This window comes from Bacillus sp. FSL R9-9410 (genome assembly GCF_038050385.1).
GTDB classification, from domain to species: Bacteria; Bacillota; Bacilli; order Bacillales; family Bacillaceae_G; genus Bacillus_A; species Bacillus_A cereus_U.
In genome coordinates, this window is record NZ_JBBOTV010000001.1 from 1,110,429 (window position 1) to 1,130,498 (window position 20,070).

A 20,070-nucleotide genomic window follows, 5' to 3' on the forward strand; every position below is an offset into this window, starting at 1 on the left:
GGGGATAAACTGCCCGAAAACGTCCGATTGGTGAAGGTTAATAATCAGTGGGGATGAACACCCCCCACTGATTATAGTTTCACTTTATGAGCAGTATGCAAGTGAAAGAAACTTATAATAGATAAATTGTAACTGTTGTAAGAAAATAGCTTCACGTTATAGTATGATAATAAAAAATGTAGTACATAGAAAGGGTAAGACATATGAGAATATTATTTGTTGGGGATGTAGTAGGATCTCCTGGTAGAGACATGATTCAACAGTACGTACCGGCTTTAAAGAAAAAATATACACCTACAGTAACAATTATTAATGGAGAAAATGCTGCGGGTGGACGTGGAATTACGGAAAAAATATATCGAAACTTTTTAGAGTGCGGGGCACAAGCGGTTACGCTTGGAAACCATGCTTGGGATAACCGTGAAGTATTTGAGTTTATTGATGATGCAAAATATCTTGCAAGACCAGCTAACTTCCCGGAAGGGACGCCGGGAAAAGGGCTTATCTTTGTAAATTGTAATGGAACAGAAGTTGCAGTTATTAACTTACAAGGACGTACTTTCCTTCCTCCAATCGATTGTCCATTCCGTAAAGTGGATGAGTTGATCAGCATTGCAAAAAAACGTACAAACATTATCTTTGTTGATTTTCATGCTGAAACAACAAGTGAGAAGCAGGCGTTAGGTTGGTATGTAGACGGTCGTGCTACAGCGGTAGTAGGTACACATACACATGTTCCTACAGCTGATAATCGTATTTTACCAAGCGGAACAGCTTATATTACAGATGTTGGTATGACAGGCCCATATGATGGGATTTTAGGTATGGATCGCGAAGCGGTATTGAAGAAGTTTTTAACGAACTTACCAGTACGTTTTGAAGTGACGAATGGTAGAACGCAATTAAGTGCAGTGTTAATTGATGTGGATCCTAATACAGGGAAAGCGAAGAAAATTGAGCGTATTTTAATTAATGATGACCAGCCGTTTTTTGATTGATTTTTAACGAAAAGTTAGAGAATTTTTTATATTTTAATTTTTTAGAAAAATTACAGAAATTTAGCAGGAATACGTGCCATTCCTCGTGAATATAAGTTAAAGTGAAATAATTGCTATTACTTTTTATAGAAACGAGGAGGAAACGCGGAATGGAAATATTAAAAGTTAAAGCAACGTCGGTCCCTAATTCTGTAGCTGGTGCACTTGCAGGTGTTATTCGCGAACGCGGAACAGCAGAAATTCAAGCTATTGGTGCAGGTGCATTGAACCAAGCGGTAAAGGCAGTAGCAATTGCAAGAGGATTTGTAGCGCCTAGCGGTTTGGACTTGATTTGTATCCCAGCGTTTACAGATATTATGATTGATGGTGAAGAGCGTACAGCAATAAAATTAATTGTAGAACCTCGTTAAGTTGAAACAACCTGTTTGCATGTATGCAAACAGGTTGTTTTTGTAATGGAGGAATGAAAATGAAAATTTTTGATGCGCATTGCGATGTACTCTTTCAGTTATGGAGTGCAGAGGGGAAAAAAGACTTTCAAAACGATTCACAATTACATATTACATTTGAACAATTAAAGAAAAGAAAAGGAAGTATACAATGCTTTGCTATATATGTACCAGAAACAGTAGCGTATGAAAATCGTTTTGAAGTTGCGCTGCAAATGATAGATATTTTTCATAATGAAATTCTATCGCTACCAGGAATGAAGTTTATTCAGACAAAAAACGATATTAATATGCTAAAACAGGACGAGATTGGAGCATTATTAACATTAGAAGGATGCGAAGCAATTGGAACAGAAGCGATGAAATTACGTTTGTTTTATCGCTTAGGTGTACGTTCCTTTGGATTGACATGGAACTATGCCAATCTGTTAGCTGATGGAGCGCTAGAGGCACGTGGGGCAGGTTTAACTACATTTGGTAGACAAGTTGTACAAGAACTTAATACGTTACATTTATGGACTGATGTGTCTCACTTAAATGAAAGAAGCTTTTGGGATGTTATAGAAATTGCTAAAAACCCAATTGCATCTCACTCAAACTGTTATCAACTTTGTGGGCATCCACGCAATTTAACCGATGAACAAATAAGAGCTCTTATAAAGAAAAATAGCATTATTGGTATTACTTTCGTACCACAGTTTTTAACGAATGAAAGACAAGCGAATATAGCAGATATATTAAGGCATGTGGAATATATTTGTTCATTAGGTGGAGAAAAAAATATAGGGTTTGGTTCTGATTTTGATGGGATTTTAGAAACTGTTGTAGGTGTAGAAGCATATAGGGATTATGAAAATATAATTAATCAACTTTGTAAAAAGTATAGTGAATCAACTGTAGAGCGATTTTTGTATGAAAATTTTATTGATCGTATTACTTTCTAATTATTTATTTTTAAAAATCCAGAAAAAAAATAAATTTTACTCGCGGTAATTTATTGATTTTTTTAAGACCTAATACTAGAATGGTGAACAAAATAGCATTATACTAAAGATTCAGGGAAAACAGAAGAGGCATAATTTGCGTCCATTGTAGTTTATTTGCATAAAAAATGCTAAACTAATACTGTAAAAAAATACACTACAATGAATGCAGCCAAAAGGGGTGTAGGAGATGATTAGTCAACTTTCATGGAAAGTTGGAGGCCAACAAGGTGAAGGAATTGAAAGTACAGGGGAAATCTTCTGTATTGCATTAAACCGATTAGGATATTACCTATACGGTTACCGCCACTTCTCATCACGTATTAAAGGCGGCCATACAAATAATAAAATTCGTGTAAGTACAACAGAAGTACGCGCGATCTCAGATGATTTAGATATTTTAATTGCTTTTGATCAAGAAACAATTGATTTTAACTTCCACGAACTACGTCCGGGCGGAATTGTAGTTGCAGATGCGAAATTTAATCCAACAATACCTGATAATACAGATGTAAATCTATATGTGATACCGTTTACAGATATCGCTTCAGAGTTAGGCACATCATTAATGAAAAATATGGTTGCTGTTGGGGCATCTAGTTCGGTATTAGGGTTAGACGAAACAGCTTATTTAGAGGTTGTTGAAGAAATCTTTGGTCGTAAAGGGGAGCAAGTCGTTCAAAAGAATATGGAAGCAATTAAACGCGGCTCTCAATATATGAAAGAATTGCTTGGTGAGAAAGTAAACATGATGCAGCTTGAAAAAGCTGATGGTAAGAAACGCATGTTTATGATTGGAAACGACGCAATCGCATTTGGTGCGGTAGCTGGTGGTGCTCGCTTTATGTCCGCATATCCAATCACACCTGCATCTGAAATTATGGAATATTTAATTAAAAAGTTACCGAAAGTCGGCGGAACAGTAATCCAAACCGAGGATGAAATCGCAGCTTGTACAATGGCGATTGGTGCAAACTACGCTGGTGTTCGTACATTAACAGCATCTGCGGGTCCTGGTCTTTCATTAATGATGGAAGCAATTGGTTTAGCAGGTATTACTGAAACACCACTAGTTATCATTGATACACAACGTGGTGGTCCAAGTACGGGCTTACCAACAAAACAAGAGCAGTCTGACTTAATGGCTATGATTTACGGAACGCATGGTGAAATTCCAAAAATCGTAATGGCGCCAAGTACAGTTGAAGAAGCTTTCTATGATATTGTAGAAGCGTTTAACTTAGCAGAAGAATATCAAGTGCCTGTTATTTTCTTAACAGATCTACAGCTTTCTTTAGGAAAACAAACAGTAGAACCACTTAAGTTAGATAAAGTTGAAATTCGTCGCGGTAAGCTGGATTTAGAAGTAGAATTACCAGAACGTGAAAATAAAGCATACTTCAAGCGTTATGAAGTAACAGAAGATGGAATTTCACCACGTGTTTTACCTGGTATGAAAAATGGTATTCACCATGTTACAGGTGTAGAACATGATGAAACGGGTAAACCATCTGAATCAGCGTTAAATCGTAAAGATCAAATGGACAAACGTTTCCGTAAAATGGCGAACTTGCAGTTTAATACCCCTATTTACAAAAATGCTAAGCATGATGACGCAGACGTATTGTTAGTTGGCTTTAACTCAACTCGTGGTGCGATCGAAGAGGCAATGCAGCGTTTGGAACAAGAAGGAATGAAAGTAAACCATGCCCATGTACGTTTAATTCACCCGTTCCCAACAGCTGAAATCGATCCACTTGTGAAAAAAGCGAAGCGTGTTGTAGTAGTAGAAAACAATGCAACTGGTCAGCTTGCTAACATTATGAAAATGAATCTTGGCAATGGTGAGAAAATTTCTAGTCTTTTAAAATACGATGGAAATCCATTCTTGCCGAAAGAGATTTACAACGAATGTAAAAAAGGGGTTGTATTAAATGGCAACATTTAAGGACTTTCGTAACAGTGTAAAACCAAACTGGTGCCCAGGTTGCGGAGACTTCTCGGTGCAGGCTGCGATTCAGCGTGCGGCAGCTAACGTTGGTTTAAATCCAGATGAGCTAGCTGTTATTTCTGGTATCGGCTGTTCAGGTCGTATTTCAGGGTATATTAATTCATATGGTTTGCATAGTATTCACGGACGTGCTCTTCCGATTGCACAAGGTGTGAAAATGGCAAATCGTGATTTAACAGTTATTGCATCCGGTGGTGACGGTGATGGTTTTGCGATTGGTATGGGACATACAATCCATTCTATTCGTCGTAACATTGATATTACGTATATCGTAATGGATAACCAAATTTACGGATTAACAAAAGGTCAAACTTCACCACGTAGTGAAGCTGGATTTAAAACGAAAAGTACACCACAAGGTTCAATTGAACCATCACTAAATGTTATGGAAATGGCATTAACAGCTGGTGCGACATTTGTGGCGCAAAGCTTTTCAAGTGATTTAAAAGAATTAACGCAAATTATTGAAGCTGGTATTAACCATAAAGGCTTTTCATTAATTAATGTATTTAGTCCATGTGTTACTTACAATAAAGTAAATACTTATGATTGGTTTAAAGAGAATTTAACGAAACTAAGTACAGTAGAAGGATATGATCCATCTAACCGCATGATGGCTATGCAAACATTAATGGAAAAGAACGGGTTAGTAACAGGTTTAATTTATCAAAATACAAAGCAGCCTTCTTACCAAGAGCTTGTAAAAGACTATAGTGAAAAGCCTTTAGTGCAAGCTGATTTAAATATGGATCAGAAAATGTTTGATGAGCTTGTTGCTGAATTTATGTAATGATCGGAGAGAAGGTTGCCACTTGGTAACCTTCTTTTTGAGTGAATAAAAATAATTAATAGATTTATTTACTTAGAAAATTCAGAATGATAAAATAATATATAAATCGTTGTATAAAAATAGCATGTTCATTAACTGTGAAATGAAATATAGGATAAGAAGCCTTCTTCGTTAAAGTTGGCTAAAGGCTCTATACTATGATAATGTGTATAGGGATAAAGCAATATGCTTTTCAATAGGACAAGATGAAATGATAAAGTGAAACTTTAATCAGTGGGAAGGTTCATCCCCCGCTGATTATTAGTTGAACCAATCGGGCAGTTACGAGCAGTTATCTCCCACCTAACTTCCTCGCATTCGCCGGATTTTGAGGTGGGAGTCTACTGCCCGCAAATAGCGGGATAAAAAGGGAATGTCTATTTGTGTGGGGAAGACTTCATTCTTACGGATGATTAGATCGATTACTCAAGTTTCAAAGGGCAAGTTATCTCTCATGCTATCTAACATCATTGAGATGGGTCTAAGCGCATTAAAATGGACTACAGAGTGTGTGTATAGTTAAGGGTGAAAGGAGATTACCGATGAACGAGCAACAACGATTAGCAAGTCGACAAGCAAATTCCTCTACGAAAAAAGAAGAGAAAGATTATAGTAAATATTTTGAAAGTGTATACCAACCACCTTCCTTGAAATTGGCGAAAAAGCGTGGGAAAGAAGAAGTTAAAATTGAAAGAGGTTTTGGCCTACCTGAAGAGTTTCGCAATTTTGGCGCAGGAAGAAAGTTTTACATTCGTACATATGGCTGTCAAATGAATGAGCATGATACAGAAGTAATGGCTGGGATTTTTACAACACTTGGATATGAGCCAACCTTTTCAACTGAAGAGGCAGATGTAATTTTATTAAATACTTGTGCAATTCGTGAAAATGCTGAAAATAAAGTGTTCGGTGAACTTGGTCATTTAAAATCATTAAAGCGAAGAAATCCGGATCTTATAATTGGTGTATGTGGTTGTATGTCTCAAGAGGAATCTGTTGTAAATAAAATTATGCAAAAAAATCAGCATGTAGATATGGTGTTTGGTACACACAATATTCATAGATTACCGTATATCCTAAAGGACGCAATGTTCTCAAAAGAGACGGTAGTTGAAGTTTGGTCAAAAGAAGGGGATGTAATTGAAAACCTTCCGAAAGTACGTCGTGGTGATATTAAAGCTTGGGTAAATATTATGTATGGCTGTGATAAGTTTTGTACATATTGTATTGTACCGTATACACGCGGAAAAGAGCGCAGCAGACGTCCAGAAGATATTATTAAAGAAATTCGCCATTTAGCTGCGAACGGTTATAAAGAAATTACGTTACTTGGACAAAACGTAAACGCATACGGTAAAGACTTTGAAGATATACAATATGGTCTTGGCGATTTAATGGATGAACTTCGTAAAATCGATATCGCGCGTATTCGTTTTACAACAAGCCATCCACGTGATTTTGACAATCATTTAATTGATGTTCTTGGAAAAGGTGGTAACCTAGTAGAACATATCCACTTACCGGTTCAATCTGGTAGTACAGATATGCTTAAAATTATGGCGCGTAAATATTCGCGAGAACACTATTTAGAGCTTGTACGAAAAATTAAAGAAACAATTCCGAATGCAGTGCTAACGACTGATATTATCGTTGGTTTCCCAAATGAAACGGATGAGCAGTTTGAAGAGACGATGTCGTTATATCGTGAAGTAGGATTTGATACGGCATTTACATTTATTTATTCTCCGCGTGAAGGTACACCAGCTGCAAAAATGCAAGATAATGTTCCGATGGAAGTGAAGAAAGAGCGATTGCAACGCTTAAATACACTAGTGAATGAATATGCAGTTAATAAGAATAAGCGTTATATAGGTCAAATTGTAGAAGTATTAGTTGAGGGAGAAAGTAAGAATAATCCTGAAGTACTTGCGGGATATACACGTACGAATAAACTTGTAAACTTTGTTGCTTCAAAATCTTTAATTGGTCAGCTTGTGAAAGTAAAAATAACGGAAGCAAAAACTTGGTCTCTTAACGGGGAATTGGTTAAGGAACCGATTGAGGTGAAATAATAGATGAAAGTATATACGAAAGATGAAATTGTTGAGCAAGCGAAAGAATTAGCGAAAATGATCTCTGAAACAGAAGAAGTCGATTTCTTTAAGCGAGCAGAAGCACAAATTAATAAAAATGAAAATGTAAAGCGAGCAATTGATGAAATAAAAGCTTTGCAAAAACAAGCAGTAAACTTGCAACATTATGGGAAATGGGAAGCTTTGAAAAAAGTAGAAGCTGAAATTGATGCGCTTCAAGATAAGTTAGATAATATCCCAGTTGTACAGGAGTTTAAATCTTCACAAACATATGTAAATGACTTACTACAGCTAGTTGCTAGTACCATTTCTAACAATGTAACAGATGAAATATTAGTTTCAACTGGCGGCGATGTGTTGAAGGGTGAAACTGGTGCGGCGGTAGAAAGTAAAAAAGGAAATTGTGGTTGTTAAAGAGGTGTCTTATTGACATCTCTTTTTTTTAGTGGGTTATATCGGAAATTCTTCTCAAAAAAAAGAATGACACATTCCGCTATTGTCACGCATATGATTAAGTGAATAGTGATTGAGGAGGGTTACGAATGTCCGAATTTAGAGAGATTATTACAAAAGCAGTGGTTGGAAAAGGACGTAAGTATACAAAGTCAACGCATACATGTGAATCGAATAATGAGCCAACAAGTATTTTAGGGTGCTGGGTAATTAACCATTCGTACGAAGCGAGAAAGAATGGGAAACATGTGGAAATTGAAGGTTTCTATGATGTAAACACTTGGTATTCATTTGATGGAAACACAAAGACTGAAGTTGTAACAGAACGTGTTAACTACAATGATGAAGTAAGCATTGGGTATCGTGATAAAAACTTCTCTGGTAACGATTTAGAAATTATCGCTCGTGTAATTCAGCCGCCAAATTGTTTAGAAGCTCTTGTATCGCCAAATGGTAATAAAATTGTTGTGACGGTAGAACGTGAATTTGTAACAGAAGTAGTTGGGGAAACGAAAATTTGTGTAAGTGTAAATCCTGAAGGTTGCGTAGAATCAGACGAGGATTTCCAAGTCGATGATGATGAGTTTGAAGAATTAGATCCGAACTTTATCGTCGATGCAGAAGAAGAGTAAGAGAAAGCTAGGGAGAAGTTCTTCCTAGCTTTTTACAGTACATAAGTGGTTCTGTATGAACATGATTTCTTATGAAATGTGCTATAATGAGGAAAGACTCCTGCAATAGGAGATATGGATGTCCGTGAAGTGTGACATATATGAATATAGATTATTATGTAAGAATTATGGAGGAAAGACATGACGCAATATACGCCTATGATACAGCAGTACTTAAAGGTTAAGGCAGACTATCAAGATGCCTTTTTATTTTTCCGATTAGGTGATTTTTATGAAATGTTCTTTGAGGATGCGGTTAAAGCAGCTCATGAACTTGAAATTACATTAACGAGCCGAGATGGTGGTAGTAGTGAACGTATACCGATGTGTGGTGTACCACATCATGCAGCTAAAAATTATATTGAACAACTTGTTGAAAAAGGATATAAAGTAGCTGTTTGTGAGCAAGTGGAAGATCCAAAAACAGCTAAAGGTGTAGTACGTCGTGAAGTAGTACAACTAATTACGCCAGGAACGATGATGGAAGGGCGTACAATAGACGAGAAGGAGAATAACTTCTTAGCAGCATTAACACATTTCGAAGATGGATCTTATGCGCTAGCTTGCAATGACTTAACGACTGGACAAAATACAGTGACGTTGTTAACAGGTTCAGTAGAAGATATTTTATTAGAGGTGTATGCAACTGGTTCAAAAGAAATTGTTGTAGATTCTACATTTTCAAAAGATGAATTAAATAAATTAACTGAAACATTAAAAATGACGATTTCGTATGAAGATGCAACAACTATTCCAGAAGGATTAGAACAGCTTGTGAAAAATGTTTCACAAGCAAAATTAATTAAAGCAATTGGACGCTTATTTAACTATGTGATAAGAACACAAAAACGTTCGTTAGATCACTTGCAACCAGTAGAAATTTATTACACGAATCAATTTATGAAAATTGATGTGCATTCAAAACGCAATTTAGAGTTAACAGAGACTCTTCGCACGAAGGAAAAGATAGGCTCATTATTATGGCTATTAGACAAAACAAAAACGGCTATGGGTGGGCGTATGTTAAAACAGTGGATGGAACGTCCACTTATCCAGAAAGAAAAAGTTGAAGAGCGTTTAGAAATGGTTGAAACGTTTGTAAATGATTACTTCTTACGTGAAGATTTAAAAGAAAAGTTAAAAGAAGTATATGATTTAGAGCGTTTAGCAGGGAAAGTTGCATTTGGTAATGTAAATGCACGGGACTTATTACAGTTAAGACGTTCTTTACTGCAAGTACCAGCTATTTTAGAAGCGATTAGTCTTTTAGATAATGCTTATGCAGCAAGGTTAATTCAAGGTGCGGATCCATGTGAGAGCTTAACTGAATTACTAGGAAGAAGTATTCAAGAAAACCCACCGCTTTCTATTAAAGATGGAGATATTATTAAAGATGGTTATAATGACAAGCTTGATCAATATCGTTACGTTAGTAAAAATGGAAAAACGTGGATCGCTGAGCTTGAAAAACGAGAGCGTGATATTACAGGGATTAAATCATTAAAAATTGGGTACAACCGTATTTTTGGCTACTACATTGAAGTGACGAAGGCGAATCTTGCAGCACTTCCAGAAGGGCGCTATGAGCGTAAACAAACACTTGCAAATGCAGAACGTTTCATAACAGATGAGCTAAAAGAAAAAGAAACATTAATCTTAGAAGCAGAAGAGAAAATTGTACAATTAGAATACGATTTATTTACAGTACTTCGCGAAGAAGTAAAAGTATTCATTCCGAAATTACAGCATTTAGCGAAAGTAATTAGTGAACTAGACGTACTGCAAAGCTTTGCGACAGTTAGTGAAGAAGAGCAGTTTGTAAAACCTGTTTTAACAACTAAGCGCGAAATCTTTATTAAAGATGGTCGTCATCCTGTTGTTGAAAAAGTATTGAACGGGAAATTGTATGTACCGAATGATTGTATTATGCCGGAGAAGATGGATGTCTTTTTAATTACAGGACCGAACATGTCTGGTAAAAGTACGTATATGAGACAATTAGCACTTGTTACTGTTATGTCACAAATTGGTTGCTTCGTACCAGCGACAGAAGCAGTATTACCTGTCTTCGATCAAATCTTTACGAGAATTGGTGCAGCGGATGATTTAATCTCAGGTCAAAGTACATTTATGGTTGAAATGTTAGAAGCGAAAAATGCAATTGCAAATGCATCAGAAAGAAGTTTAATTTTATTCGATGAAATTGGACGCGGTACATCTACGTACGATGGTATGGCACTTGCACAAGCAATCATTGAACATATTCATGACCAAATTGGTGCGAAAACATTATTCTCTACACATTATCATGAATTAACAGTGTTAGAAGAAAATTTAGACCAACTAAAGAATGTACATGTTTCAGCAATTGAAGAGAATGGAAAAGTAGTGTTCCTTCATAAAATTCAAGATGGAGCGGCTGATAAAAGTTACGGAATTCACGTTGCTCAACTTGCTGAGCTTCCAGATAGCTTAATCGCTCGCGCGAAAGAAGTGTTAGCACAACTAGAAGGACAGGAAGAAATTATTATTCCGAAACGAGTAGAAGTGAAAGCACAAGAAGTTGTTCCAGAACCAGTTGTTGTAAAAGAAGAACCGGCAAAAATACAAGAAGAGACAGACGAAGAATCACAACTATCTTTCTTTGGAGGAGAACAGTCTTCGAAAAAACAAGACAAGCCTGTGCTCGATCAAAAAGAAACGGCAGTACTTGCACAAATTAAAAAGATTGATTTACTCGATATGACGCCTTTAGAAGCGATGAACGAACTGTATCGTTTACAGAAAAAGTTAAAGAAAGGATGAGTAAGTAGATGGGGAAAATTCGCAAACTCGATGATCAACTCTCTAATTTAATTGCGGCAGGGGAAGTAGTAGAGCGCCCTGCCTCAGTTGTAAAAGAACTCGTGGAAAATTCCATCGATGCGAATAGTACATCTATTGAAATCCACTTAGAAGAAGCTGGGTTATCGAAAATTCGCATCATTGATAATGGAGATGGCATTGCAGAAGAAGATTGTATCGTTGCATTTGAACGCCACGCAACGAGCAAAATTAAAGATGAAAATGATTTATTTCGTATAAGAACGCTCGGTTTCCGCGGAGAGGCCCTGCCGAGTATTGCTTCTGTAAGTGAATTAGAATTAATCACAAGCACAGGTGATGCGCCTGGTACACACCTTATTATTAAAGGTGGAGACATTATAAGACAAGAGAAAACGGCGAGCCGAAAAGGAACAGATATTACAGTACAAAACTTATTCTTTAATACACCAGCGCGTCTTAAATATATGAAAACTATTCATACAGAGCTTGGGAACATTACAGATATCGTGTATCGTATTGCAATGTCTCATCCAGAAGTATCGTTAAAACTGTTTCATAATGAAAAGAAATTGCTTCATACATCAGGAAACGGTGATGTAAGACAAGTACTTGCATCGATTTACAGCATCCAAGTTGCGAAGAAGCTGATTCCGATTGAAGCTGAGTCTCTAGACTTTACCATTAAAGGTTATGTAACATTGCCAGAAGTAACGAGAGCGTCTCGTAACTATATGTCAACGATTGTAAATGGCCGTTACGTTCGAAATTTCATATTAATGAAAGCAATTCAGCAAGGATATCATACGTTACTGCCAATCGGACGATACCCAATCGGCTTCTTATCAATTGAAATGGATCCAATGCTTGTTGATGTCAACGTACATCCAGCAAAATTAGAAGTACGCTTTAGTAAGGAACAAGAACTACTGCAGCTTATTGAAAAAACGTTACAAGATGCATTTAAAAAAATACAGCTTATTCCGGATGCTGGAGTAACAACGAAGAAAAAAGAAAAAGACGAAAGTGTGCAAGGGCAATTCCAGTTCGAGCATACAAAACCGAAAGAACCATCTATGCCTAATATTGTTTTACCAACAGGAATGGATGAGAAACAAGAAGAAACAACGACGGCTGTAAAACAGCCAGCGCAACTTTGGCAACCACCGAAGCAAGAATGGCAACCACCACAGTCATTAGTAAGAGAAGAGCAAAGTTGGCAGCCATCTTCTAAACCGATAATCGAAGAACCGATCCGAGAAGAGAAATCGTGGAACAGTAACGATGACGACTTTGAATTAGAGGAATTGGAAGAAGAAGTCGGAGAAATAAAAGAGATTGAAATGAACGGTAATGACTTACCACCGCTTTATCCAATTGGACAAATGCATGGAACATATATTTTCGCTCAAAATGATAATGGATTATATATGATTGATCAGCATGCAGCGCAGGAACGTATCAACTATGAATATTTCCGTGATAAAGTAGGACGAGTAACGCAAGAAGTACAAGAACTACTTGTACCGTACCGTATTGATTTATCTCTTACTGAATTTTTACGTGTTGAAGAGCAGCTAGAAGAACTGAAAAAAGTTGGTCTATTTTTAGAGCAATTCGGCCATCAATCCTTTATCGTCCGCTCGCATCCAACGTGGTTCCCGAAAGGACAGGAAACAGAAATTATCGACGAAATGATGGAGCAAGTTGTTAAACTAAAAAAAGTGGATATTAAAAAACTACGAGAAGAAGCTGCCATCATGATGAGCTGTAAAGCGTCGATTAAAGCAAATCAATATTTAACGAACGATCAAATATTTGCTTTACTCGAAGAGCTGCGTACAACAACAAATCCATATACATGCCCGCACGGAAGACCGATTCTTGTGCATCATTCTACGTATGAGTTGGAGAAGATGTTTAAGAGGGTTATGTAGGGATAATAAAATTAGATGTAAGAGGGGAGCAACATATTAATGTTGCTCCCTTTTAATATGTAGAATTAATTGTTAAACGAGAATAGGGTGGAGTGATTTTACAGTTTATTCAAATTTGAGCAAACATACTTAAGGTTGTAAGATAGTTTATTTCTAGGATAAGACAGCTTTAATATATCTATGTATAAAAAAGCGCTGTATATCAGCACTTTTTAAAAGGTACGTGAATTGTATAATGAAGATTTACACATTGTTAAAAACGTAACTATGCATGGCCAAATATTGATTTTTATTTGGTTAATTGTTATAAGGACCTATACAATTATTTATTTTTATTATTATTATTAATTTTTTCAGTATATAGAACTTTTTCTTTGTAATGTTTTGTTATTGGGAAATTATGTGTATCTGTGCCGTTTTTGAATTTCTTATCAATAGGGTTTTTGATAGGAACTGTTGTAGTTTCGGTAAATTCATATGGGTAATTTATTTTAGATTTATCTTCAAACATGAAAATGCCTCCTTTTTAGGATTTCCTAAATTCTTTACTATAACATGATATGCATATATATTTTTTTGGACTAGTTATTTATATAGGTTAATGGAATTTAATTACATAAATACTGGAATATTTTAAAGGAAACAATTCGAGAAAGATATTGTATGGATAGCCGTTAACTACTATTGCTGTTTTTTAAGTTATCGTGATGTAGCTGAAATTTTAAAGGGACGTGGCATCTTGGTTCATCTAACAACCATTATTTGGTAGTCTCTTTCATTTATCAACGAAGGAAATGTCGCATATATATTCAATATAGATTGTTTTTATAATGTATTATATATGTTATATTCCTAATAATTTAATGTGGATATTATACTCGTATTAAGCTATTAGGAACATTTAATATTGTTTCACAATTGAAAGGGAATTGAAAAAAAACTGAAACTTTTCTCATAAAAATTCAATCTTACTTGAAAAATGAAAGGAAAATGAAATTTTCCAAAAGGAATTCTTTGTTAAGATAAAAAGCATACATACAAAAAAGTATTGACATATCTCGAAAAATGTATTTTCGAGATATAGTGGGGGAAAAGATGAGATTAGAAAAACAATTAATAAAAAAGATGTATTATGAAACATTCCTAATGGAGAATGAAACACATCCACCTCTTCAAGTACTTGGAGAAGCTTATGTAAACGAAGAAAAAAATGAGATTTCCGATGGATCTTATATTCGTTTTGCACAAGGTGAATTTTATTATCACCATCAAGATTTTGAAGCAGCTATTTTTAAATGGGAGAAAGTTAGTAATGAATTAGCACCATGGGCACAAAAGAATATTGCGGATGCTTACTTTGAACTTAACCAATTATCAGTTGCTGAAAATGTGTATACTTCTATTACTACTGATAATAAAATACTGATGACCGAAATTGTACTGCAATTACTGTCTCTTTACATCGAGCAAAATAATTTTGATTCAGCTTTCGCTGTTATTAAAGAAGCGGTTTCTTTAAATCCCGATTATCCAAACGTCACAACAATTGCCCGTTCCTTTTATGAAGAACAGCAAGATTTTGATAGTGCAGTTGAGCTTGCTGTGAACGAGTTAATTCGAACAGAATCTTATCCGTGGTTTGAGGTTCTAAAAGAATATATCGATAAAGGATTTACTAAAAATATTTCACCAGATTATTTTTATACAGTATTAGTTACATTAAATAATGTAGATCAAGTACAATTTACGCAAATTGTTTCATCACTTTGGCAGAGCTATAAAGATGAACAAAATTACTTATTATGGCTCAACACAATAAATGAATTTTTCATACATATCGAAATACATTCGTCCGATATATGGGACGAAATTTCTTCTCTTTACGAAGAAACATACTTTGAATTAATTCAAGGTCAATATATGCTTAGACAATTACACGATATCATTCCAAATCTGTTAACAAATTGGTTAAAGGTAGTCAATCCCTCTCATGCTGTATTTCCATCTGCAGCAGTATTGGCATGGGATGAGATTTTTCCTTCTAAAATAGATTCAGCGGATATAAAAGATGCAGAAAACCTACTGTCATATTCTATTAATCATGTGAATGGCTTAGAGTATAGTTTACATCTTTTTGAATCTATTACACACTGGGCACAAGAACATGATTTTGAAATGGGTCACCGATTTAGCTGGTTAGTTGGTGAGCTTGCAGATTTAAGAACAAATCGCCTATTAGTAACTGGAACTTCAGGGAACGGAAAAGCTTCATTTATTAACTCTATTTTAGGAGGAAATATATTAGAAAACTCAATCTCAAATGTAGTTGTTTTTAAAAATGACGCTTATACAGAAATTAACGCTATAACAGATTCGGAAATTACAACAACTGAGAATTTCTCTGATTTCCATAACATGACGTCTCTACATCGTCAAACATATAGAGATAGAGCATGTGTTGAATTTAAATTACCATGCAGGTTTTTAAGTAAAAATAAACTTACATTCGTTGTTACACCTAGCTTTAATAGGAACAATGACGCGAGAGATGAGGTGTTTGAATATTTAAACTCTGTAGATGAATTATTATTCGTATTGAATACGGATTCACCTTTTACTGACAAAGAACGTGACATTCTATTAAGTATCCAAGAACATACACCAAATCTACAAGTTCATTTCTTATTAAATAAAATCGATAACATTTACAATGAAGCAGAAGCAAAAAGAGTTATACAAGATACGCAAGTGAGAATAAATACATATTTCCCTAATGCAAGAGTTTTCCCTTATTCTTCGTTATATACAAATAGTAAACAACTAAACGATTTAACTGAGTTTATTCATTTTAACTTTAACCATAAAAATATCGATGCAGAACGTACTGAAAAGCTATTGTTTTTCATTCGAAAAACAATTACATATCTTTTGGATAAACGCGTCGAGAGGGAAAAAAATCTAGTGGATTCTATTAATTGGAATGAAGATATGTTAGTTAAACTAAATGCTTGTATTAATAACCTTACTGCTTTTGAGAAGGACAAAATTCATTTAATTACAGAATCATATCGTACAATGAAAAACGAAATTACTAATGATCTTACAGAACATATTCCGAAACTATTGCAGAGTTGTTCCGATTTAATTAGTGAAGAAAGTGATTTTGGGCACATTGATATTGAACTAAATACAGCGATGAATGAAAGGGTGCAACAATATCTAGAACAAATTGTATTACCTAATCTTGCTCGCTCTATGCAAAATTGGATTGCGACTTCTAATAACGAGCTCCTTCAAAGTCAATTGTACTTAGCAGAAACCAGTGAAGGACTTAATTCTTTATTTGGAGAAAATCGAATACAGTTAGAATGTGACTTTAAAGTAATTGATGACTGGCGCAGAGATACTGATAGAATGACAACTAGAATACAAATGGAAGAAGTAAATATTTTACGCCGATTTACGCCAGCACAATTTTTACTGAAAAGTGCCGGTAAATTATTTGGAGTTCTTCCTAAAAATAAAGCTATGCTATATAACAAATATAAACAGTATTTAGAAAATGAAGATTATACAGATGTAACGGCTTCTATTATGAAGAAGTTTTTCTTGCAATTTGAGCTGTTTGAAAACACACAAGAGCGGGATATTAATATGTTCTTTAGAAATCCATTTGGCGCGTTGGAACAAGCTGTAGAAAATACTCATTTAGAAATAAAAGAGCAACAAGATAAACTGCATAAAATGAAATCAAACCCTGAAGTTTATCATGATCCTATAACGCTCTTTGAATTGAGATTACGTCAATGTGAAGTAATCTTGAATATAGGTGAGGATAATTCCTATACAGATTTATCTTTAGAAACAATCGTAGAATAAAGTGAAACTATAATCAGTGGGGGTTTTGTTCATCCCCATTGATTATTAGCCTTCACCAATCGGGCGTTTACATCGGTATAATATGTACGTTCTTTTTAATAGCAGATTGCATCATGTGTTATAAGAGAAGTAATAGGGAAAAGGGAGCAATAGCAATTAGTTGCTCCCTTTCCATTTAATTAGAGTATTTAAATGTCTGATAAATATTTTCCAACATACAGGCCACTTGCAGCTGCTTGAGATAATGAATGAGTGACGCCTGAACAATCTCCAATTAAAAATAGCCCATTCATACTTGTTTCAAAATGGTTATTGATTTTTATTGTAGGAGCATAGAACTTTCCATCAATTCCATATAATAAAGTATCTTTATCGATAGGTTCTTGGGTAAATTGTTCTAAACGTAATAAAAAATTTTTGAGTCCTTCAATATATAATTGAGGAATTTCTTCATTCAAATCTCCATAATCTCCGTGTAGTGTAGGCTGTATACGATTATGTTTCATGTTGTTCTCCGCTGTAGGTTGTTTCTTTATTAAGTCCTCTAAACGCTGTATAACAATCCGATCTCGTCCTTGGTTAATGTTTTTAATAATTGAACTTGCGTATACAGTTGCTTCTTTGAGAGTTGGAAAATAGCGCGGGATAAATAAAGTGAAATTTAAGTTAGAAGTGCCAGTTCCTTGCTCTCGAAAATTTTGACCGTCAGGCATAACTAAACCTTCTTCGTACTTTCGAATAATGCGTCCTTTTGGATTCATACAGTAAGTAGTAGCCGCGAAATGTTCATGCTGATAAGAAAGTTTCGTCTCAAATGTATCTTTTAATATAGAACGTAATTGATGTTCTTTCATCTCTACCCTAATACCTAAATCTACACGGGTTTGCTCCTGAGAAATATTTAGAGAAGTGCACATTTCTTTTAACCAATCCGCCCCGGAACGACCAGTTGCAAATACTAATTTCTTAGAATGGACAGTTTTTTGATTTGTATATATTTTAAAATGGTCTTTCTGCTTAACGATATTTTGTACATCTATATGAAATTGGATATTTATTTTGGTTAGTAAAAATTCATAGAGCTGCTGAAAAATATTACTTGAAAGTGTAGTACCCAGATGCCTTACTTCTGTTGTGAGCATTTGTAAACCACATGTCTCAGCCTTCTTAGTGAGAGTTGGATTTTCTGTAGAATATTTTGAAACTGAATTTCCACCAAACTGACATAGAATTTCATCTACTTCCGCCATGAGGTGCATAAATCCTTCTTTACCTACTTTTTGCTCGAGTTCGCCTCCAAATCCGTTTGTATAATTAAATTTCCCTTCAGATTTTCCTAAACCACCAAAACCGAAATACTTATCACATGAATTACAGTTACATGTTTTCCCTTGGTCTAAAGGACAATTTCGATGTTCTAACGGTTTACCTTTATCAAGAATTAAAACCTTTTTGTTGCTTTTGGCTAATGTATAAGCCATAAAAATGCTACTCACTCCAGCACCGATAATTGTAATATCATACATTTTTTTCACCTGCTACCGAATAGTTTGTTTGCTATTTTCCTAGTGTATAACAATTTTACAAAGTTAAGAAATAGCTTGTATTAATAAAGTCATAGTTGTGGATTTGATACTTTCTCAATTACTCTAAATGATGAATGAGATACAACAGTTTTTTATTTGAAAAGAGAGATACTTTTAAACAATCATTTTATCATATGGTTAATAAAAAGCTTAAATATAAAAAGAACAGACCTTTTAAGTAAAGAGGTCTGTTAATCATTTGAAATAGTTGTTAAGTGCATAAATTTGAAGGGAATTATAGTTTTATTTAGCGAAGACGTGGTTACCGATTACTGCTACTGTTTGACGTGTCGTAATCCATTTGTCTGTTGATGTTTTTGGGTTGTAGAAATAAAGCCAATCAGAATGTATTCCATTTGTGGAGATAGCCTCTTCTACAGCCATTTTTGCTTCAGCGCTTGCAGGCTGATTAATTCTTCCATCAGTAACAGGAGTAAATGCATATCCGTATTTAATAGGTTCATAAATAACACCTGTTATTGTATTTGGAAATCCTTTTGCATTTACTCGATTTAGGATAACTTTTGCTACAGCTACTTTTCCTTTATATGATTCGCCACCTGCTTCCGCGGTAACTAAGCGTGCCATTAAGTCTTTTTCTTTTTCGGAAATACTGGAATTAATTTTCAAATGTTGTCCTGTATAAAGCTTGTTACCGACTGTGTTGTTAATTTGTTTTATAGATTGAACGGTTACGTTGTAGCGCTTTGCTATCGTTTCTAATGAATCTCCCGGTTGTACTTGGTAAATAATTTGTCCAGAAGTGTTCGTAGTTTTTTCGTTTTGATGAACTGTAACCTCATTTGATTTCATAGATCCTGGAATATGTAACTGTTCTCCAATAAAAGCTTGATCGTTTCCTTTATTATTCGCTTGTTTAATGGCTTGTATGGAAACGCCATATTGCTTACTGATGCCCCAAAGTGTATCATTCTTTTTTACTGTATGTATGGTGGAAGCTTCAGCTGTACTTTGATTACATACGAATGTAAGTGCTACTGCAGATAAAGGAATTATATGTTTTATTTTTAATAATTTCATTGTAAATCCTCCTAATAAAAAATTAAGTTTTAACTGTTGAATAATGTAGTTCAGAGTATATAAGGTACGTATTTATATTTTAATATAAGTATATTAGCACGTATGGAATAAATAATCATCATAAGTTTTTTATTTATATCATGTAGGACCCAAATATGAAATATTGCATATGAAAGCCCATTGAAGTTTATGTTGTTGATTACTATAATTTATCTAGTAGAAAGGGACTTTAAATTTTCCTAATGCATTGAGAATATGTGAATGGTTTTTTATTAACTACCCTATATTACATTCAATAAGTTTGATATAAAAACAGA

Annotated in this window: 14 protein-coding genes; 11 read left to right on the forward strand and 3 right to left on the reverse strand. The window is 34.8% G+C overall.

The window, feature by feature from the left end:
* Positions 1-203 precede the first annotated feature (203 nt).
* The 10 genes from MKX77_RS06040 to mutL all read left to right on the forward strand — a co-directional run bounded on the left by MKX77_RS06040 (position 204) and on the right by mutL (position 13,247).
* Positions 204-998 (forward strand): TIGR00282 family metallophosphoesterase, encoded by a 795-nt coding sequence (locus tag MKX77_RS06040; RefSeq protein ID WP_002014601.1) that lies wholly within the window; start codon positions 204-206, stop codon positions 996-998.
* A gap of 149 nt (positions 999-1,147) precedes the next feature.
* Entirely contained in the window at positions 1,148-1,408 is a 261-nt protein-coding gene (gene spoVS / locus MKX77_RS06045; protein ID WP_000404341.1) for a stage V sporulation protein SpoVS, read from the forward strand.
* Between the two features lie 59 nt (positions 1,409-1,467).
* Positions 1,468-2,391 (forward strand): dipeptidase, encoded by a 924-nt coding sequence (locus MKX77_RS06050; protein ID WP_341306021.1) that lies wholly within the window; start codon positions 1,468-1,470, stop codon positions 2,389-2,391.
* A gap of 229 nt (positions 2,392-2,620) precedes the next feature.
* Positions 2,621-4,378: a 2-oxoacid:acceptor oxidoreductase subunit alpha gene (locus MKX77_RS06055; RefSeq protein WP_002088042.1), complete on the forward strand. Its 1,758-nt coding sequence runs from the start codon at positions 2,621-2,623 to the stop codon at positions 4,376-4,378.
* Complete coding sequence (locus tag MKX77_RS06060) at positions 4,365-5,231, forward strand: 2-oxoacid:ferredoxin oxidoreductase subunit beta (protein ID WP_002088040.1); 867 nt, start codon at positions 4,365-4,367, stop codon at positions 5,229-5,231. Before MKX77_RS06055 ends, MKX77_RS06060 begins: the two co-directional genes overlap by 14 nt.
* Before the next feature lie 581 nt (positions 5,232-5,812).
* Entirely contained in the window at positions 5,813-7,342 is a 1,530-nt protein-coding gene (gene miaB, locus MKX77_RS06065) for a tRNA (N6-isopentenyl adenosine(37)-C2)-methylthiotransferase MiaB (protein ID WP_341306022.1), read from the forward strand.
* Positions 7,343-7,345: 3 nt separating this feature from the next.
* Positions 7,346-7,777 carry a RicAFT regulatory complex protein RicA family protein gene (locus MKX77_RS06070; protein ID WP_002014608.1) on the forward strand — a complete coding sequence of 144 codons (432 nt, stop codon included), beginning with the start codon at positions 7,346-7,348 and terminating at the stop codon, positions 7,775-7,777.
* Positions 7,778-7,905: 128 nt separating this feature from the next.
* Complete coding sequence (gene cotE, locus MKX77_RS06075) at positions 7,906-8,448, forward strand: outer spore coat protein CotE (protein WP_341306023.1); 543 nt, start codon at positions 7,906-7,908, stop codon at positions 8,446-8,448.
* Positions 8,449-8,628: 180 nt separating this feature from the next.
* On the forward strand, positions 8,629-11,292 hold the full coding sequence (gene mutS, locus MKX77_RS06080) for a DNA mismatch repair protein MutS (protein ID WP_341306024.1): 2,664 nt from the start codon (positions 8,629-8,631) through the stop codon (positions 11,290-11,292).
* An 8-nt stretch (positions 11,293-11,300) separates the two neighbouring features.
* The gene (gene mutL / locus MKX77_RS06085; protein ID WP_341306025.1) at positions 11,301-13,247 is read left to right on the forward strand and encodes a DNA mismatch repair endonuclease MutL; all 1,947 of its coding nucleotides are present in this window, start codon (positions 11,301-11,303) and stop codon (positions 13,245-13,247) included.
* A gap of 322 nt (positions 13,248-13,569) precedes the next feature.
* Here mutL and MKX77_RS06090 read toward each other — a convergent pair whose 3' ends face one another.
* The gene (locus tag MKX77_RS06090; RefSeq protein ID WP_341306026.1) at positions 13,570-13,758 is read right to left on the reverse strand and encodes a hypothetical protein; all 189 of its coding nucleotides are present in this window, start codon (positions 13,756-13,758) and stop codon (positions 13,570-13,572) included.
* A 584-nt stretch (positions 13,759-14,342) separates the two neighbouring features.
* Between MKX77_RS06090 and MKX77_RS06100 the strand changes: the two genes are divergently transcribed.
* A complete protein-coding gene (locus tag MKX77_RS06100; RefSeq protein ID WP_341306027.1) occupies positions 14,343-17,126 on the forward strand; it encodes a dynamin family protein in 2,784 nt (927 codons plus the stop codon).
* A 188-nt stretch (positions 17,127-17,314) separates the two neighbouring features.
* Here MKX77_RS06100 and MKX77_RS06105 read toward each other — a convergent pair whose 3' ends face one another.
* Positions 17,315-18,652 (reverse strand): NAD(P)-binding protein, encoded by a 1,338-nt coding sequence (locus tag MKX77_RS06105; protein ID WP_341306028.1) that lies wholly within the window; start codon positions 18,650-18,652, stop codon positions 17,315-17,317.
* A gap of 303 nt (positions 18,653-18,955) precedes the next feature.
* Positions 18,956-19,753, reverse strand: a complete 798-nt coding sequence (locus MKX77_RS06110) for a cell wall hydrolase (protein WP_341306029.1) — start codon at positions 19,751-19,753, stop codon at positions 18,956-18,958.
* Positions 19,754-20,070: the final 317 nt, after the last annotated feature.

What these genes read in the sequence shown, in the direction of transcription:
- MKX77_RS06040 (WP_002014601.1), top strand. Translation starts at nt 204, where the DNA reads ATGAGAATATTATTTGTTGGGGATGTAGTAGGATCTCCTGGTAGAGAC.
- spoVS (WP_000404341.1), top strand. Translation starts at nt 1,148, where the DNA reads ATGGAAATATTAAAAGTTAAAGCAACGTCGGTCCCTAATTCTGTAGCT.
- MKX77_RS06050 (WP_341306021.1), top strand. Translation starts at nt 1,468, where the DNA reads ATGAAAATTTTTGATGCGCATTGCGATGTACTCTTTCAGTTATGGAGT.
- MKX77_RS06055 (WP_002088042.1), top strand. Translation starts at nt 2,621, where the DNA reads ATGATTAGTCAACTTTCATGGAAAGTTGGAGGCCAACAAGGTGAAGGA.
- MKX77_RS06060 (WP_002088040.1), top strand. Translation starts at nt 4,365, where the DNA reads ATGGCAACATTTAAGGACTTTCGTAACAGTGTAAAACCAAACTGGTGC.
- miaB (WP_341306022.1), top strand. Translation starts at nt 5,813, where the DNA reads ATGAACGAGCAACAACGATTAGCAAGTCGACAAGCAAATTCCTCTACG.
- MKX77_RS06070 (WP_002014608.1), top strand. Translation starts at nt 7,346, where the DNA reads ATGAAAGTATATACGAAAGATGAAATTGTTGAGCAAGCGAAAGAATTA.
- cotE (WP_341306023.1), top strand. Translation starts at nt 7,906, where the DNA reads ATGTCCGAATTTAGAGAGATTATTACAAAAGCAGTGGTTGGAAAAGGA.
- mutS (WP_341306024.1), top strand. Translation starts at nt 8,629, where the DNA reads ATGACGCAATATACGCCTATGATACAGCAGTACTTAAAGGTTAAGGCA.
- mutL (WP_341306025.1), top strand. Translation starts at nt 11,301, where the DNA reads ATGGGGAAAATTCGCAAACTCGATGATCAACTCTCTAATTTAATTGCG.
- MKX77_RS06090 (WP_341306026.1), bottom strand. Translation starts at nt 13,758, where the DNA reads ATGTTTGAAGATAAATCTAAAATAAATTACCCATATGAATTTACCGAA.
- MKX77_RS06100 (WP_341306027.1), top strand. Translation starts at nt 14,343, where the DNA reads ATGAGATTAGAAAAACAATTAATAAAAAAGATGTATTATGAAACATTC.
- MKX77_RS06105 (WP_341306028.1), bottom strand. Translation starts at nt 18,652, where the DNA reads ATGTATGATATTACAATTATCGGTGCTGGAGTGAGTAGCATTTTTATG.
- MKX77_RS06110 (WP_341306029.1), bottom strand. Translation starts at nt 19,753, where the DNA reads ATGAAATTATTAAAAATAAAACATATAATTCCTTTATCTGCAGTAGCA.